Origin of the sequence: Leptospira bandrabouensis (genome assembly GCF_004770905.1) — a bacterium.
Lineage (GTDB): Bacteria > Spirochaetota > Leptospiria > Leptospirales > Leptospiraceae > Leptospira_A > Leptospira_A bandrabouensis.
Genome location: NZ_RQHT01000014.1, coordinates 1,768,352 through 1,785,500 on the forward strand (window position 1 = coordinate 1,768,352; position 17,149 = coordinate 1,785,500).

Consider the following 17,149-nt stretch of genomic DNA (forward strand, 5'->3'; position numbering starts at 1 on the left):
AAAGAAAATGCGCGAGGATCTCATTGTCTTCTAGTTCTTTCCAACTTTCCTTAGATTTAGCAAAAGACCATTTCAAAGTCGGTGACTTAGACCGAGCTGAATTCCACCTTCGTTCCAGTTTGGAATTGGAAGAATCCGAAGAAGCCTATTTTTATTTAGGTTTGGTCCAAAACGCACTCGGTCAATGGAGTGATGCGCTTGCTTCCTATTACAAAGCCGTTAGTTTAAACCACGAATACGGCAATCCATGTAATGAAATCGGTGTTCTTTTGTTACGTATGGGGAACGATAAAGAAGCAGTGTATTGGTTAAAAAAATCTGTTCGTTGTGAACGAAATGATGCTCCTCATATTTCTTATTTTAACCTCGCCACATTGTACAAGTTATGGAATAGACCCGAAAGGTCCTTACAATACCTTCATAAAGCATTGAGCTTAAAAAAAGATTTTTCTGAAGCAAATGATCTTTGGCGAGAGTTAAAATCCGACGAAGAAGCGCCTTCCAACTAAGTATAGTCAGTCGGGAGGGGAACTAAAACTTCTCCCGTATATTTTGGAATTTCCATTTTGACTTCTTTCCATTCTAAATAAGTAATCCCATTTTCTTCTGCTAGGTAATCGGCGAGTTCTCTAGCGGCATTCCAAGTGAATCGGTATTTGATTTTCTCTTCTACAGACCTAAGTCCTAAAAGACCACCATCACTAGTTTCATAAATTTCAAATTCACCAAAAGGATAACTCCTCCCATCATCCGTATGGAAGACCATACCGGAATCAGTTAATTCTACATGTAGGACATGGCAAGGAAATCCATCGATACGAATGTAACCATGTTCCGAAAGTTCACCGAATCGGTTTTCAATATAAACTCCCTTATCGTTACCATGAAGATTGTTACGAAAGTATTGTAAGATTTCCTCTTTATCGATTTTGTTTCCACGGAAAATCCACTCATCGGCTGGTGAAATATAAATTTCAGAATCAAAAATTCTTGGCATATATTTTATTTATACCTATAGGCGTAACCCTTCCAAAAAGGAAGGTTTGATTTTTGTAAATAGGAGTTTGTAGAACGGCCTTTTTGGTCCATAGTTTCTACTGTCACTGAATCCACTGTATTTTGGTTTTTTTCCGTCATCCAAACTCCGTCAACCTTACGGCGAAACAGATCTTTTTTGACCCGAGGTTCATAATCTTCCCAAGTGAGATCTTCTGTATTTCGAACAACTACTTCACCTACGATTTTAAAGAGTCGTTTGGGTCTCTCCCGCAGAATTTCCACTTCTTCCCAAGATTTCACCTTATAACGGGAATCATTTGGCCTGTAATCGGGTTCTGGGATAAAATCTACGGAGGTACATCCAATTACGAATAAGAGTAGGGGAAAAAGGGAAAAATTAAACCGCATTCTATTCCTTAGACAAAAATATGCTATACATTGGTAGAATTGCCATAGGATAAGCAATACAAAGATTTAGGCGCCAAGCTTTCATGGAAGAAACAGACATCGGGAAACGCAAACGGGAAAATGTACTCAAGATTGGTTACTCAACCTTAGATGAAATCGAGGAAAAAGTAAAGGCCTTTCGAGTCATGAACCAAAATGCCGTGAAAAAACGGTACCTCATCACGCGAGATCCCATCCTCGACCCCCAAGGGAAGGTTCTCCTTGCCAAGGCCCAGGAAATTGACGTATCCGCTGCCAAACTCCTCCGTCGCCATTTTAAAGGTGTGGATATGTTTAAGGTCTTCCAACCAGACGAAGGGCTTGTGATTATCTCGGACATGTCTACCATGGAAGGGGTTTCCTTCTCTATGGACATTGTGACCCAGATTATGAACCTTGGTGGCGGCGCTTACGAAGGGTTCATTGACCGTGTGGATAGTTTTGAAGACTTTATTGTACTTTTGAAAAAAAACCTATTTCCCCGAATGATCATTGTGGGATATCTTCCCAAAGAAAAAATCCAAAACGAAATCATCAATTTTGTAAAAGTAAAACGTTTGGACAACTACCTCAGAGCCTTGGAGCTTACCCATTCCGTTTTTAAACCCACTGCTTATTTTCCAAAAATCAAACAGGTCAATATTTCCCAAGAGGACCCCAAATCCTGGGGTCGTTTTGTGGTGGAGATAGTCCGAGAATACACAAGACCATATTTCGTAGAAGAAGTGTAGTTAGGACAAAATCATAGCACGGTTGAGCATGGCACCCGCAATGTTTCCGGAGTGGACAGCATGTGCCACCGAACGAAACATCGATGCCATATCTCCGACTGCATACACACCGGGGACATTGGTTTCATAAAAATTTGTGACTTCTAGATGACCGCTGGGAAGGAGGTTACATCCAATTTCTTCTGGTAACTTAGAATGTTGTAACATTGGTAATCTTGTGTAAAGTGCCTCGATTTGGTTTTCTTTTCCGGATTGTAGTTTAATGGCCGAAATTTGACCTTCTTTATGAATCAGTCTATCAACCAAGTCAGTCACAACTTGAATCCCTTCATTTCCTAATTTGGTTTGTTCTTCTTTAGAAAACTGAATGGGGCCATTTGTATAAACTGTTAATTCTTTTGACCAATGTTTTAGAAATTTAGAATGTTCGAATACTCCTGGTTCATTCATCCAAAGCCCTGTTTTGTTTCCCATAGATTCATATCCATGGCAATAGGGACAATGGATGACCGACTTCCCCCAGGACTCTGCAAATCCAGGAATTTCCGGTAAAACATCTTTCAGGCCAGTGGCAAAAATAATTTTATTGGTTTGGATGGGAGAAAATTCATTTCCTTTTAATAGAAAACCTTCTTCCGTTTTTTCGATGGAGGTTACTTCACCTAACGTAAGTTTGAAGTTTGGGTAATTTTCTAGATCAGAGAGTGCTTTTTTACGAATAGAACCAGGGGATTCTCCATCGTGAGTGATAAAGTTATGGGAAGCTGGTGTGTTTCTATTACAGGGTCTTTCCGTATCAAAAACAATGACTTTTCTAAGGGAACGAACCAGAGATAGGGCGGCGGAGAGTCCAGAAAAACTTCCCCCAATGATGGCTACTTCAACTTTTTGAATGGATTCCATAGATGCAACTTAATTGCATCTATGGAAGTTGGCAAGAATTAAACTTCGTAAAAAGTTAAATTCTCATAAAGTTCCTTGGGAAGATTTCCGCTGGCATCCATATACTTTTTGTATTTGTTTTCGAACTCTTTGTGTTGGCGAGTTCGAATATTTTTGAATCGGTTATGAAGTTCCGAATACGCAGGTTGGGAACTAACCTTTTCTCTGATGTTTTTGTGAAAAGGAATGTGTCGATAGAAGATGGAACGTACCACTCGGTTGACTCTCTGCACTCCTTCAGCTTCATATCGAATCCACATGGAGTAGTCGTAAGCAAATTTGTCGCGATCGGTACGGAAACGTTTAAACTCAGCTGCAATTTTTTCTTTGAGTTCTGGAGAAAGGTCCTTACTCTTTTTAAAGAACTGCACATAATCTGTGTAATCTGCCGTGATGGAAGGAATCCCGACGTTATTCCAATCAGGACCAAGTATGTTTTTACAAAGTTCCCAACGGAAAGCAGCAATGGCTTCCAACATAAAAGTTTTTAAATCACCGGTGACAAAGTGTGGGATACAAATTCGTCCTCTAGATTCTTTAGAACCTGCTCCTCTAAAAACAGAAAGGTCTTGCCACATCATAATCTTCGGCCCAATCGAAGGGACTAAAATGAAGTCAGGGATAATTGATCTTTGTACGAATTCGTTTTTGATTCCTAACTCTTCGTTTCGGTAAATGACTTCCCTGTTGAATGCTGTGTAGTCTACACTTAAGATGTATTGGAGTGCTTTTTCCACATCTTCTTTGGAAACAAAACATTTCTCCAAAGGTATTGTGATATGATATTTTGTAAGGATAGGGAAGTGGCTGGCAATATTTCCAGACGTCAAACGCACGTTTGGTTCATACATTGAGGAAATTTCCGAACCAAGTCTTGCCTCACCTGTATCATAATCTGGTGGGATATCTTTTTCTGATTTGATTCCGGAATCTTTGAGATCCATTTTAAGTTTTTCAAAAAAAGTTTGTCCAAGTTCATCAACGGAAGTGGGCACTTCACGAGAATAGATTTTTTCTAACCAATCGGTTCCATAATGAATAGGGGCACTCGGATTTCCTCCGTTTTGATACAAGCGACTTACCAGTTCTACAATATGACCTTCATCTAGAAGGCTTTCGTCAAAATATCCATACCGTAACATAAGTTCAACGGCCTTAGGTGCTTGTTTCCCTGATTGTAACCATTTGGAAAAAGATTTTTTATACACTTCCCAATAAGTTTTAGAAATGGTTCTTCTAATTTTGCGATTGTCTGGTTCTGGATCCAATGGGTTTTTAAAGGATTTAAGTTTTACCATTAGTGTGGAAAACTCTTTTACCGCTTCTGGGTCTGCCTGCGAATAGTTTAAGATCTGGCTTGCTGAGTTTAGTAGCTCCACTTTGAGTGCTTGGGTATCAATACCTGCACGAATGGTTTCACTTCCTTGGGAACTAACCTCATCCTTGTTTTTTTGTGCTGAAAGTTCGTGTCCATATTTGGCTGTAAGTTCTGATTGTTTGGTTTCTAATTTATCTAGATTATTTCCAAGGGACGCATAAGCAGATCCAAATATCTGTTTGTATTCATCTAATAAGGATTTGGATTTTTTAAGAGCCCATTCTGTGATTGGTAATAATACGGTAGAAGGAATTGTGGAATAACCTGTATTAAAAAGATCCAATGTTAAATTAAACTTTTCGACAAGAGCGTTTTCTCCGACAAACATTGTGTTCATCATCTCTGAAAGTTCACTTGTTTCTTTGTTTAATATTTCGAATAACTCGCGATAGGTTTTTACATAACTTTCTGCAGCACTTTGTAATAAACTTGGATCTGCTTCAAACAATGCTTGTGAAATTTTGGGATTCACCGAAAGGATTTTCCGAATGAAATGAAATTCGGCATCATTCCATTCAATGGTTTCACTATAATTACGTTCGAAAAATTCCCCATGGTCTTCTTCTAAAAAATGAACCGTAGGTTTATCAGGTAAAATTCCCCCATGTTCTTGGAACCCAGCCAAGTTGTTTCGTATGAGCCGCATCACAGGATCAATGATATTCTCATCACGAGTGATGAGTGCTCCTGGGCTGACATCCGAAAAGATAGATGGGTTTAAGATATAATAAACTGCACCTAAGTTGTCCATGGTTTGTTCGAACTTTGCAGCCAAACCTTTAATGGAGAGGACACGTTTGTAGAGTTCCCCAATTTCTTTGAGTAAAGTGCGAACGGCCATCACTCCCACAGATACTTTGGAAGTGATGGTTTTTTTCGCATTGTCCCTGTTCATTACATAAGTAGAAACAACGCAAGAGGTTTTGGCACGAATGGTATAAGGGTAAGGTGTTCCTTCCAGGAGAGCAAAGATACCTGGTGTTAAGTTTGCCCCATCTAAACTATATAGAACAATACTTGTGTCACCTAAAGTGGTTTCTACTCGAACCGATCCTTCATGGAGGATGTTCATGGAAGTTGAGGCCTTGCCTCCGATGAAAAGGACTTCACCTGGATTGACTGGGATCTTTTGGTTATTTTTACTGGTATCTAGAGGCATTTGTTTGTTCGTTTTGCGAAACTTGGGTTTCCGTCAAAACCTACTAAAGAAGCGCCAAATTGCAAAATACTTTTTAGAAAAATACAACATGTTGAAGCCACAAATCAAATTAAGTGCAAAAAAAGAAATTTATGTCCCTGGAGATAAGTCCATCTCTCACCGGTCCGTACTCTTTAGCGCACTGGCACGAGGAAAATCGGAAATTCATGGTTTTTTAGAAGGAGAAGATCCCCTTCATACCTTACATTGTTTTGTCAGTTTAGGACTTTCGGTGGAATCCTTAGGCAAAGGAAGTTATTCCGTACAAAGCCCAGGAAAAGAGAATTTAAAATCACCAGCTAGTGTTTTGGATTTTGGAAATGCGGGGACAGGAATCCGACTTTCTGCGGGACTGATGGCAGGGCTACCTGGGATTAACGCCACTCTCACGGGAGATGCCTCACTTTGCAAACGACCTATGGCAAGGATCATGAATCCACTGCGCGAAATGGGAGCAGACATAGTTTCTGTCGAAGGAAACGATCGGGCTCCTCTTCGAGTGACTGGCAAACAACTAAAAACTTATTCTTACTCGAGTCCCATTGCTTCCGCACAAATTAAAAGTGCTTTGGTACTTGCAGCCCTTGCTTCAGAGATTTCGATTGATTACAAAGAGCCAGAAGTTTCCCGCGATCATACAGAAAATATGATTCGATTTCTTGGGGGAAATATCAAACACCACTCTCCTATTCATTTTACCGTAGAACCACCCTATCATTTTGAAGGGGCAAAGTTTGTAATTCCTGGTGATATTTCGAGTGCTGCCTTTTATATTGTTTTTGGACTTTGTGCGGGTGGGAGTGAACCTCTCCTCATTCGTAATATTGGTCTCAATCCTTCCCGTGTGGGAATCATCACAGTTCTTAGAAATATGGGTGGTAAAATTGAAATTACCGCCAAACGCCAAGAATGTGGTGAAGAGATCGGGGATTTACTGGTTTATCCTTCCAAATTAAAAAGGTCTGTGATTACAGAAGATTTGATTCCTTCCATCATCGATGAAATTCCTATCCTTACCATTGCCGGTTTATTTTCAGAAGGGGGATTTCAAATTTCTCACGCGGAAGAACTTCGTGCTAAAGAATCCGATCGAATCCAATCGATGGTTTCCAATCTAGAAAGACTGGGTATTCAGGTAAATGAATCCAAAGATGGTTACGAATTTGCGGAAGTAAATGAAATCAAATCCTCTGCGATTGAAACTTTTATGGATCACCGGATCGCTATGAGTTTTGCCATTCTTTCAAAATTAACTAGCGTCGAACTAAAGTTCGACGATACCAGCTGGGTAGACACTAGTTTCCCAGGATTTTTTGAAATCTTAAAATCCTTTTAAAAAATATTCAAACTTTGACTTACCTCATTTGCCAAAAGGATTTATAAAGCCAAATCCTTTTGGTTATTTTCTACGGGAATGTGGACTCGAATGGTCAGATCAAAACCAGATTTTTCTGTTTTGGTAAATTCGTAGGCAAGATTTAAGTGGTAATCTTTTAATAATATTAGTAAACCCATTCCTTCTGATCCACTTCCATTATTACGTGATTCTAAAGCATCAAAATATAACTGATTAATATCTCCTTCCTTAATGCTTTGTATTTTATTTTCAAAGATTGCTTTCATCCAAGGAGTCACGTGGTTTTTCACTTCTAAACGTAAATCGGTTCCCAGGTCTTTGATTTCAATTTGGACAATACTGTTTTCTTTATCTGAAAATTTCGCTGCGTTTTCCACAAGTTCATTGATGATAGTGGAGATGGCATTTTTATCTAACTTCTTTGCTTCATAAGAGTGGAAATAAAATTGAGATATAAAATTGGATAATACATCGCATCTTTTCCAATAAAAATTCATGTCTGCTGCAGACACCGCTATAGACAGTTGACTATGGAAAAAAATTTTTTGTTCCAGAAGTAAACTTGTGCTTTCGATGGCGGTTTGGTTTTCATTTCCCATTTCGTATAGGTTTGGTGAGAAATTTGTTATGTTAGAATTTGATTGTTTGAAGGATGTTAAACTGACAAAAGACATGGATTACCTCTTTCTATTAATAGGATACCCTAAGAAAGGAATACAGTCGTCTGAGTAGATCCATTCTTACCTATAAAAAAATCCGTTTCGATCGAGTCGGACAAATTATGTTCGAAGTTTTCACAAGTTGTGTTAAATTATTTGGAAAAATATTTCTGTTTCTTTAGGAGCCAAAACGTTGTAATGATTGATCATATCTAGTTCGCGTCTAAATGTAACTATCAAGTGGTATTTTTTGTTTTTAGAGTGGTGAATTTATGACTTCTCCCTTCCTATATTTTAATGAATATTTGAATTTTTTCCTATTGTTCTCTGCATTACTTGGATTTCTTTACGCAATAGGAGAGTTCTTCAGTTATCATAAAAATAGAAAACAAATCCTTTTGGGTATCATCTTTCTTGGAACCAGTTACTTACTGTTTAACTTTTACTTAATTTCTTCAGGTAAAATCAAGGGGCTCTTTCCGTTATTTTTGACGGATTTACCGATTGTTGCCTGTCTTGGTGTTCTTTTGGATGAATACTTTCTTACAATTTTGGAAGGGAAATTTCGTTCATTTAGAAGACTTTCTTATCGCATTGTGCCTTTGGTTACCTTGTTTGTTTTGATTGTATTTTGGAATGTTTGGAATCAAAAAAATTATGAGAAAAATCTAACCCTTGATTTGAACCCCTTTTTAAGCAGGCCATTATTCTTAGTATTGCCTACCATTCTCATTTATATTTGGTGTATGCTACGTATTTTTAGAAGGATTTCCAAACAAATCCGTTGGAGTACATTTAGAAAAAATTACACATTAAAAATCGGAATCATCATCGTGGGATTTTGTTTGGCATTGTCTTTCAATGGACTCATCACTTTGGCCCGAGGTGGACAAACGGCACACCAACTATCAGGAATTGCCATTGGAGTATTTTTGTGTTTTTTATATGTGTTAAGACAAAGCTATCCCGATTTCTTTTTGGAAGTTAGAAAAATTGTAGAAGATGAAAAAAAGGCAAAAATTTCTCAGATTTCCAAATTGGATCATAACGAAGTCCGAAATAAACTCGAGAATTTATTTGAAAAAGAAAAAATCTATCGCGAAGAGAAACTGAGCCTTCGTGAATTAGCGGAACGAATCGACCTAAGTTCTCATCAACTTTCCGAATTTTTAAACACGGAGATCAAACAAAGTTTTTACCAATACACCAATTATTACCGAGTGAAAGAAGCTAAGGAAAAAATCGAAAAAGAACCGGATCGGTCACTCCTTGCCATTGCCTATGATGTAGGGTTTGGGTCCAAATCTACGTTCAATGAGGCCTTTAAAAAAGAAACAGGCACCACTCCAAGAGAATATAGAGAAAAAATTCTAAAAAAACATCCAGTTGGATCCAGTCGGTCGTAGTTTTCAATCCAATTCGATCGATCCAGACGATTCGGATTCTTTTTCGTAGTAGGATGGATTCATGTTTGAGAGGGGAGTTCCAAAAAATTCCGCTGAAAACAAATTTGATTGAAAGGATAAATCCTATGAAAAAGAAAATCAGTTTAGTACTCGCTATCGTGTTTGCCACTCAAGCAGCATTTGCAGCACCAGCCAACCAAATGAGCGTAAAAGAAGCCGCAAAAATTTTGGTAAACAATGGAATGACAAACAAAGAAGCACATGAGTATCTAAAAGCTCATATCACTCCAGCTGAGTTTTCCCGAATCAGTAGAGAAATTAAAAATGCTGAATTTGCAGGAACACTCGACCAAGACTTAGATAGAATTGCTTCTTCTATTCAATTGAAACAATCTACTGGAAACTATTTACACGGATCAAACTTTAGAGTTTTAGAAAACGTATTAGCTTCTGTGACTGTTGTTGCAGTTGTTGGTTTGGTGATTCATGCAGGTGGACTCAGTAATGTAGTTACTGGTGGAATGTATGATTCAGTGGGACTTGGATTATAGTCCTAACAGCTACCAATCATAAATTTAAAAACCTTGTTTCCTCGGGTAAACCAAACGATGCGAAACAAGGTCTTTTTGTAACAAATTTAATTGATAGAGTATAACAAAATGAAGAATAAAAAATTTAGTAGAAATGTTTGGATGAAAAAAATCTACACCTTGTTTTCTGTTTTTGTTTTTACTTCGAGCCTTGGTTTATACTCAGAAACAAAAAAAGAAAATCAAGTTTTGGATTGGGACAGTGAACGTAAGTTGTTCATCCATAAAAATGTTACCTTAGAAGAATTAAATCTCAAATCAAAAACAAATTATATATTAGATCACTTCTCTATCTATTCTGGTTTGGAAGAAAACCCCATGACAATCAGTCAAATCGAGGGAAATCTAAAATACCTTACCTTAGGTTACCAACTTCAAAAAATAGAATCTAGGTGGAAAAACATTGCTTTAACTTCTGGAACCAAAGATAAAATTACAGAATTTTATCCAAGAATCATTGTTCGAGTTAATGCACCGTATGCTTATTCGCCGACGGAATATATTGATTCCAAAGTTACTCTCAAAAATACTGCATTGACAATCCCTCCATCCGAATCTAATGGAAAATGGCAAAGTGAATTATGGTTCGCTCCAAAATGGGATGTTCCTGTTTTAAGTACATTTGCTTTTGAGAGGATTATTGATACGGCAACATGCCCTGATGCGATTTATCATGAATATACACATTTAATCACTGGAAAATATTTGGGAAACAATGCCATTGGAAGGTCGTTAGCAGAAGGGTTATCGGATTATTATGCAGCTTCTTTATTGGATCACCCAGTATTATATACTCATAAAACATGTGAAGCGGTCAAACGCCAACTCCTAGTTTCTACTTTTCGTTTGGACCGAGAAATCGGAATTTATGATTCATCTATCGAATCAGATTTTAAAAAAGATTTCGCCTTTATCCCCTCTTTGTTATGGCAATACAGGCAAATGGTTGGGGCAGAACTTGCGGATGTAACTATTTTCCAAGCGATAGAGAATACTAATCTAGGGGATCGTTTTTTCCCAGAATTTATCAATACCCTTTCCACTTCTCTTTATAAGGAACTTAAAAAAAGAAATGGGGAACAAGTGGCAACGGATATGGTTCAAAAAGTGGAAGATTCTGTTTGGATTCCCCATGGAGTTTATTCAAAGTATAGCAGAAAAAAAATAGTTTTCTCTTATCTTCCAAAAACATCGATTAAAGTTCCGAATTCTGATGAAAAGTCTAATGAATTTTGTGGTGTGAAAAACGAATTAGAGTTTTATTGGAAAGATTTCAGTTTAGAAGAACCTACTCTTAGGTTCTATTGGAATTGTAACCAAGTAAAAATTCCAATGGTCATACAGATAGAGCAGTCAAATCCGATTAACTATCTACTTGATTCGAATCTACGGTTTATCAATGGGAAACTTAGGTTTGCTAGCCTGAGTGCAGACAAACCAAACCCAAAACTTTCTGAAGAAAACCAAAATTTATACCGCCAAATGTATCAGTATGTACTAGAAAATTATTTCTATAGAAAATCTATGGAGAAAGAAATTCGGCTGTACTTTGATAGTAATAATAATAACCGAATCGATAATATTCGAATGGAATTTGCTTATTTAGGGAATTCTAAAAAACGTTTTCGTTATAGTTTTGTTCCTGTTAATGGCGAGTCCTATTAACAGGGAATACTATGTGATATTCTGCTCCGGCATTCCCATGAAAGTTGAGTTTGCCGGAAAGTTGAGACGTTAACATATTAACTAAAGTCAAACCAAATCCAGGATTTTCAGCGTTAATCATTTGAGAATCGAATCCTTTCCCATTATCTTTTATACATAAATGGTAATTCTCTTCTTCTTTCCATACCTTAATTTGAATTTCCAATTCTTTAGAAGAATCTCTTGCATATTTAAGACTATTGGTCAGTAGTTCATTGGTGATAATTCCCACTGCTTGTAGTTGATCGGAAGTGAGTTGGACACTGATAATATCTGTTTCTAATTTTACCTGATAAGGGAATAACGATATAATTTCTTGTGATAATGGTATTAGGTATTCATCTAACCGAAATTCTTGAATAGATTTCCCTGAATACAATTTGTCATAGAGAAGTGACATTGTTTTGATACGGCTTGTTGCATCTTTAAGTGAGTTTGTTAGAAATTCGTTTTCTTGTGATTTCGCTTGTAGGTCCAGGAGGTTGTATAAAATCGCCATATTGTTTTTGATACGATGATGTACTTCTCTTAAGATGACTTCTTTTTCGGAAAGTAGGGATTTTACTTTTTCTTCTGCGATTTTTCTTTCAGTTACATCATGGATGATTGAAAAAAGGAGATGTCTGTTACTTGTTTCGATCGGAGTGGAATACACTTCCACTTGTTTGATTTCCCCATTTGCCAATTTATGTTGAAAGGAAAAATAACTTCTTTCTTCGGAAAGTGCACGCATTCTCTCTTGTTTTACTTCTTCTTCTGGAAGAATATTGATATCTTTGATTTTCATCTTTATCAGAACTTCATGCGGATATCCATAATATTGAACTGCTGTTTGGTTGGCATTAATGATCTCACCTGTATTTGGTTCAATGATAAGCATCACAGAAGAGTTCTTTTCAAAAAAATCACGAAACCTTCGTTCACTTTCTGTTAGTCGAGTAGAAACTATCGATTTTTCTATGGCTATGCTAACTAAATCTGCAGTTTCCGAAATGATAAAGATATCAAACTCACTGGGGCTTGCGATTTCACGGTGGTAAATGGCAAAGGTTCCAATAATTTCATTGGTATGAGACTTAATTGGTTCTGACCAACAAGAACGAAGACCAACCTGAATGGCAATCTCATTGTAGTTTTTCCAAAGAGGGCTTGTCTCGATATTTTCTACAATGACTCGATTCCCGGTATATGCAGCCGTACCACAAGAGCCTACTTCCGGTCCAATAGTAACTCCGTCTATAGCTTCGTTGTAAATTTTTGGAAGAGAAGGGGCAGCCCCAATTTTAATTTTGGAATTTTCGATGAGGACAACGGTACAAATCATTGTTGGATTAAGAGTCTCAATCCCAAGAACAATTTCGTTCAGTATCTCGGTAAGGGGTGAATTTTTTACGATGAGTTCTAATACTCCGCTTCGGAAGCATTCAAAGTCGGCAATTCTTTCTGGATCCAGATTGCGGTTTCTTAACTTCACTAAATTCCCACCAAACGCCACTGATCCTCTGAGGGGAAAAACGGTATGTCAAGGTAAAATCGCTTACCGTTAGTTAGCCTTTCTTTTTCCTTGGAATTCCTCTGGACGAAATCAAATCCTGTTCTAGTTTTAGAATTTAAAACTATGAGTCTCTCGAATATAGAAAAAGTCATTGCCATTGATGGGCCTGCCGGCTCCGGAAAAAGTACACTTGCTCGCATGATCGCCCAAAAAATTGGGTATCTCTACTTGGATTCAGGGGCCTATTACAGGGCATTAACCCTTGCTATATGGGAGAAGTTTTTAGAATCAAAAGAGGATGAGTCCAAGTTTCCTTTTTATACAGAGAAATTAGCGGATGCATGCCTTCTGGATCTGGACGAAGCGGAATTTGGTTATTCAGTGGCTAAAATCCCTGTCCATTGCGAACTTTCCTCCACAGGTGAAAATTTAATGTTTCTCGGAGATAGGGACATAAGTCACGAAATCCGCGATCCAGAGATTACCAAAAAAATCCGTTATATTGCCCCAAGACGGGCTTTCCGCGAAATTCTAAACCGCCATATCCGAGAATTTGCAAAAAACCATAAATTGGTTATGGATGGCCGCGATATAGGAACGGAAGTGTTTCCAAAATCCAAATTCAAATTTTTTCTCACCGCCTCTGTGGAAGTGCGGGCCAAACGCCGATACGATGAATTAGTTGCCAAGGGTTTTAAGGCGGACCTGGACCACATCAAAGAAGAAATTGTCGCACGGGACGAAAGTGACACCACCCGTACTGTGGCTCCCCTGAAGCAGGCTTCCGACGCAATCCTGATTGACACGAGCACCCTCGACACGGAAACTGTCCTAAATACTATCCTGTCCAAGGTTTCGTCCTCTGGGCAAATCTAAGTTTTGTATCCCGGTAAGTAACCATTGAATTCAACCAACCCATCCTCCCCCAAAAATGAGACCACTTCTTCCTTCGGCGAATTATTAGAGAAGTGGGAATCGCAGTCACAAGCACAAGAACAAGAAAACTCCGCAGGAAAAGGTACCCTCATCGAAGGGACCGTAGTTGATGTCATTGGTGATACTGTTTTCCTTGATATCGGAGAGAAATTGGAAGCTCGTGTCTCTCGTGAAGACTTCTCTGAAACGCCAAAACGCGGTGAGAAAGTCAGTGCGATCATTAAAAAGCGGGTCGACGGATATTGTGTCCTCTCCAAAAAAGAAGCGGACCAACGAGTTGGTTGGGAAACCATCAAAGATGCAAGCCAAAACGGTTACCCTCTCTCCGGTAAAATTGTCGGAGAAGTGAAAAACAAGGGATACCTTGTGGAAAGTGAAGGCATTCAACTTTTCCTTCCTGCTTCTCATGTAGGGGTTCGATTTAAAGAATCCACAGAAGGTGGAAAAGAGTTTTCATTCAAAATCATTGAACTCAATGAAAAAACGAGAACCGGTGTGGTTTCTCGTAAAACCCTCCTCGACGAAATCAATGGCGAGAAGTGGGAAGAACTCCTCGGCAAAGTAAAAGTTGGAGATAAAGTCACAGGAAAGGTGGTTAAAATTGCCAACTTTGGTGTATTTCTCTCTGTTTACGATGTAGTAGGTCTTCTTCGCCAAAACGATATTTCTTACAAAAAATTTGCTCCTTTCAAACAATACTTCAACATCGGTGCCGAAGTCGAAGTGGTTGTTTTAGAAGTGGATAAAGAGAACAACAAACTTTCTCTTGGAATCAAACAACTTTATGAAGATCCTTGGATTTGGGCAAAGAAAGAACTCGAAAAAGGAATGGTGGTTCGCGGAATCGTAACCTCTCTTACCAACTTCGGTGCTTTCGTTGAACTCAAAGAAGGACTCGAAGGTCTGATTCATACCACTGAACTTTCTTGGGCAAAAAAACCACCTCATCCAAAAGATGTTTTGAAAAAAGGCCAAGAAGTTGACTCTGAAATTTTAGACATTGATTTCGAAGCAAGACGTTTGTCTCTCGGGCTTAAACAACTCCTTCCTAACCCTTGGGAAGCTCTTTCTGCTAACGTTCGTGCTGGAAACGTACTCGAAGGTAAAATCACTGGAATCACTAAATACGGTGCTTTCGTTGAAGTAGAAAGTGGAATCGAAGGACTGATTCATATCTCTGATATCACTTGGGATGAAAAAGAAAAGAACCCATTAAACCTCCTTAAAAAAGGCCAATCGGTTCAGTACAAAATCCTAGATGTGAACTTAGATGCACAACGTATTAGCTGTGGATTAAAACAACTTTCTGAACATCCATACGAAGCTCTTCGCAAAAAATACCCACCGGGTACACTTGTAGAAGGTCGTGTAAAGTCGATTGTTAGTTTTGGTGTTTTCGTAGAAGTAGAACCAGGTTACGAAGGCCTAGTCCACATCTCTGAAATCCCAGATGGTCGTAACATCAAGTTAGAGGATCTTTACAAAGTGGGCGATTCGGTTCGCACAGTTGTCGTAAAAATCGAACCTAACAACAAAAAGATTTCTCTCTCTATCAAAGACTTTGATAAAGCGGTAGAACGTGAAGAGATGGCGAAATACATGAAGGAAGATAACCAACCTTCACGTGAATCCATCGGTTCTTTCATGAATTTAAACCAAAACCGATAGGTCCATGGATAAGTTTCATAAAAAAAACCAAATCGAACAAAAAAAACAAGCCGAACTCATCCAAAAGGATGAGTTCGCTGATTTTGAAGGTTCCAAGGCAGAACTTGCATTTTTAAAGTTCACACACTTTTTAGCAAAAAATCGTAAGTCTGTATTTATCGGTCTGGCTTCCGCCATTGTTGTGTTAGCTGCTGTAATCGGATATTTCGAATATCGCGCTTATCTTTTTGAAAAAGAAACAGTAACACTTGAAGATTTGAAACTCTCTCACCAAAAATCAAAGGTGAGTCTTGAAGTACAAATTCAGAGTTTAGAAACTTTTTTAAAGAACCAAAGCACCGGTAAAATGGAACTTCGGGTTTGGAAGGATCTTTCTAAACTTTATGCAGAAAAAGGAGAATTCGGAAAAGCTGCCGGATATCTCGAAGACGCTGCTAAAAAAATTGATACTCCTAAAGAAATCAAAGCACTCTATTTTTATATCGCTGGAAATTACCGCGAAAAAGAAAAAAACAACGCCAAGTCTCTAGAAAATTATAAGATTGCTGCGGCTGTCATCGAACCTGCAAGAGAACTTAATGGATTTAAGGCTTGGTCTTATTATCAAGCAGGTCGTTTATCATACCTTAACGGTGATAAGGCGGCTTCCAAAGAATATCTTGAAAAAGCAGTGAAACTTGACGTGGCAGAGTCTGGAGAAGATGTAAAACTCCTCTCTAGTTATTTACTCCTCAAACTCGGGAAAAATTAATTTATGTTAACTTTGGCTCTTCCGAAAGGTAGGCTTGCCGAAGAAACAGCGGTTCTTTTGTTATCGAAAGGATGGTTAAAAACTTTGCCATCCGAAGGTTCCAAAGAACTTACCTTCGTCTCCGAAGACAAACGCCTCCGCCTTTTATTTGTCAGATCCCAAGATGTTTGTACTTATGTGGAAGAAGCCGCTGCTGATGCAGGCATTGTCGGTTGGGATATTTTACGAGAAGGGGGATTTGACCTCATTGCTCCCGTGGATTTGAAACTAGGGGCTTGTAGGCTTTCTCTTGCCTCCTTTCCTGACTTTGATCTCTTTGCCAAACGCTCCAAAGTGCGTGTAGCGACAAAATATCCGAACCTTACCCGTGAGTATTTTTTTTCCAAAGGGATTTCCTGTGAAATCATCAAACTCTATGGTTCGATTGAACTAGCACCGATTGTGGGTCTATCCGACTGTATTGTGGACTTAGTTTCCACTGGCGGGACCTTAAAAGCCAATGGTTTGAAAGAGTTTGAGTCGATTTTATACAGTACAGCCCGTTTTGTCTGCAATCGCTCCGCTTTTTATCACAAACATACCGAATTACGGTCTCTTATCGAGAGCTTAGAAAATTAAAATATTGTTTTCACATTGGTTTTCCAAAACATAGTAAAAACCAGTTATAATTCCATAGAGGATAGCCATGGCAGTCCCAAAGAGACGTAAATCAAAATCGAAAGTTAGAACGAAAAGAGCCCATCACGCGATTGGCAAACCTAACTTAAACCCGTGTTCCAATTGTGGTTCATTTGTTCTGTCCCACCGTGTTTGCCCTTATTGCGGTTTTTATAAGGGAAAACTCGTAGTCGCTCAAAAAGTTAAAAAAACGACCGAAGATAACTAACC

General features: G+C 38.4%; 17 protein-coding genes. 11 read left to right on the forward strand and 6 right to left on the reverse strand.

The window, feature by feature from the left end:
* Positions 1-23: 23 nt before the first annotated feature.
* The gene (locus tag EHR07_RS15505) at positions 24-509 is read left to right on the forward strand and encodes a tetratricopeptide repeat protein (protein WP_135745890.1); all 486 of its coding nucleotides are present in this window, start codon (positions 24-26) and stop codon (positions 507-509) included.
* Here the strand turns inward: EHR07_RS15505 and EHR07_RS15510 are convergent.
* Both EHR07_RS15510 and EHR07_RS15515 read right to left on the reverse strand, forming a co-directional pair.
* Entirely contained in the window at positions 506-997 is a 492-nt protein-coding gene (locus tag EHR07_RS15510; protein ID WP_135745891.1) for a hypothetical protein, read from the reverse strand. The two genes, EHR07_RS15505 and EHR07_RS15510, sit on opposite strands and share 4 nt — an antisense overlap.
* 5 nt (positions 998-1,002) lie before the next feature.
* On the reverse strand, positions 1,003-1,407 hold the full coding sequence (locus EHR07_RS15515; protein WP_135745892.1) for a hypothetical protein: 405 nt from the start codon (positions 1,405-1,407) through the stop codon (positions 1,003-1,005).
* 83 nt (positions 1,408-1,490) lie between these two features.
* On the opposite strand from EHR07_RS15515, the gene EHR07_RS15520 reads away from it, so the two are divergent.
* Positions 1,491-2,177, forward strand: coding sequence for a hypothetical protein (locus tag EHR07_RS15520; RefSeq protein ID WP_135745893.1), 687 nt, complete (start codon positions 1,491-1,493; stop codon positions 2,175-2,177).
* Here EHR07_RS15520 and EHR07_RS15525 read toward each other — a convergent pair whose 3' ends face one another.
* Both EHR07_RS15525 and EHR07_RS15530 read right to left on the reverse strand, forming a co-directional pair.
* Positions 2,178-3,080, reverse strand: a complete 903-nt coding sequence (locus tag EHR07_RS15525) for an NAD(P)/FAD-dependent oxidoreductase (protein ID WP_135745894.1) — start codon at positions 3,078-3,080, stop codon at positions 2,178-2,180.
* Positions 3,081-3,118: 38 nt separating this feature from the next.
* Positions 3,119-5,656, reverse strand: a complete 2,538-nt coding sequence (locus EHR07_RS15530) for a cyclic nucleotide-binding domain-containing protein (protein WP_135745895.1) — start codon at positions 5,654-5,656, stop codon at positions 3,119-3,121.
* An 88-nt stretch (positions 5,657-5,744) separates the two neighbouring features.
* On the opposite strand from EHR07_RS15530, the gene aroA reads away from it, so the two are divergent.
* Positions 5,745-7,031 (forward strand): 3-phosphoshikimate 1-carboxyvinyltransferase, encoded by a 1,287-nt coding sequence (aroA, locus tag EHR07_RS15535; protein ID WP_135745896.1) that lies wholly within the window; start codon positions 5,745-5,747, stop codon positions 7,029-7,031.
* A gap of 41 nt (positions 7,032-7,072) precedes the next feature.
* Here the strand turns inward: aroA and EHR07_RS15540 are convergent, their stop codons facing one another.
* The gene (locus EHR07_RS15540) at positions 7,073-7,726 is read right to left on the reverse strand and encodes a slr1658 superfamily regulator (RefSeq protein ID WP_135745897.1); all 654 of its coding nucleotides are present in this window, start codon (positions 7,724-7,726) and stop codon (positions 7,073-7,075) included.
* 257 nt (positions 7,727-7,983) lie between these two features.
* Between EHR07_RS15540 and EHR07_RS15545 the strand changes: the two genes are divergently transcribed.
* The 3 genes from EHR07_RS15545 (at position 7,984) to EHR07_RS15555 (ending at position 11,372) form a co-directional block, all read left to right on the forward strand.
* The gene (locus EHR07_RS15545; RefSeq protein WP_135745898.1) at positions 7,984-9,117 is read left to right on the forward strand and encodes an AraC family transcriptional regulator; all 1,134 of its coding nucleotides are present in this window, start codon (positions 7,984-7,986) and stop codon (positions 9,115-9,117) included.
* A gap of 125 nt (positions 9,118-9,242) precedes the next feature.
* Positions 9,243-9,668: a hypothetical protein gene (locus tag EHR07_RS15550; protein ID WP_135745899.1), complete on the forward strand. Its 426-nt coding sequence runs from the start codon at positions 9,243-9,245 to the stop codon at positions 9,666-9,668.
* A gap of 141 nt (positions 9,669-9,809) precedes the next feature.
* Positions 9,810-11,372, forward strand: a complete 1,563-nt coding sequence (locus EHR07_RS15555) for a hypothetical protein (protein ID WP_244288959.1) — start codon at positions 9,810-9,812, stop codon at positions 11,370-11,372.
* Here EHR07_RS15555 and EHR07_RS15560 read toward each other — a convergent pair.
* Positions 11,353-12,885 carry a histidine kinase dimerization/phosphoacceptor domain -containing protein gene (locus EHR07_RS15560; RefSeq protein WP_135745901.1) on the reverse strand — a complete coding sequence of 511 codons (1,533 nt, stop codon included), beginning with the start codon at positions 12,883-12,885 and terminating at the stop codon, positions 11,353-11,355. The two genes, EHR07_RS15555 and EHR07_RS15560, sit on opposite strands and share 20 nt — an antisense overlap.
* Positions 12,886-13,029: 144 nt before the next feature.
* Between EHR07_RS15560 and cmk the strand changes: the two genes are divergently transcribed.
* The 5 genes from cmk (at position 13,030) to rpmF (ending at position 17,147) form a co-directional block, all read left to right on the forward strand.
* Positions 13,030-13,782, forward strand: a complete 753-nt coding sequence (gene cmk / locus EHR07_RS15565; RefSeq protein ID WP_135745902.1) for a (d)CMP kinase — start codon at positions 13,030-13,032, stop codon at positions 13,780-13,782.
* A gap of 24 nt (positions 13,783-13,806) precedes the next feature.
* Positions 13,807-15,510 carry a 30S ribosomal protein S1 gene (locus EHR07_RS15570; protein ID WP_135745903.1) on the forward strand — a complete coding sequence of 568 codons (1,704 nt, stop codon included), beginning with the start codon at positions 13,807-13,809 and terminating at the stop codon, positions 15,508-15,510.
* Positions 15,511-15,514: 4 nt separating this feature from the next.
* Positions 15,515-16,261 carry a tetratricopeptide repeat protein gene (locus EHR07_RS15575; protein WP_135745904.1) on the forward strand — a complete coding sequence of 249 codons (747 nt, stop codon included), beginning with the start codon at positions 15,515-15,517 and terminating at the stop codon, positions 16,259-16,261.
* A gap of 3 nt (positions 16,262-16,264) precedes the next feature.
* The gene (hisG, locus tag EHR07_RS15580; protein WP_135745905.1) at positions 16,265-16,879 is read left to right on the forward strand and encodes an ATP phosphoribosyltransferase; all 615 of its coding nucleotides are present in this window, start codon (positions 16,265-16,267) and stop codon (positions 16,877-16,879) included.
* A 67-nt stretch (positions 16,880-16,946) separates the two neighbouring features.
* The gene (gene rpmF / locus EHR07_RS15585) at positions 16,947-17,147 is read left to right on the forward strand and encodes a 50S ribosomal protein L32 (RefSeq protein ID WP_015679024.1); all 201 of its coding nucleotides are present in this window, start codon (positions 16,947-16,949) and stop codon (positions 17,145-17,147) included.
* The last annotated feature ends 2 nt before the right edge of the window (positions 17,148-17,149 follow it).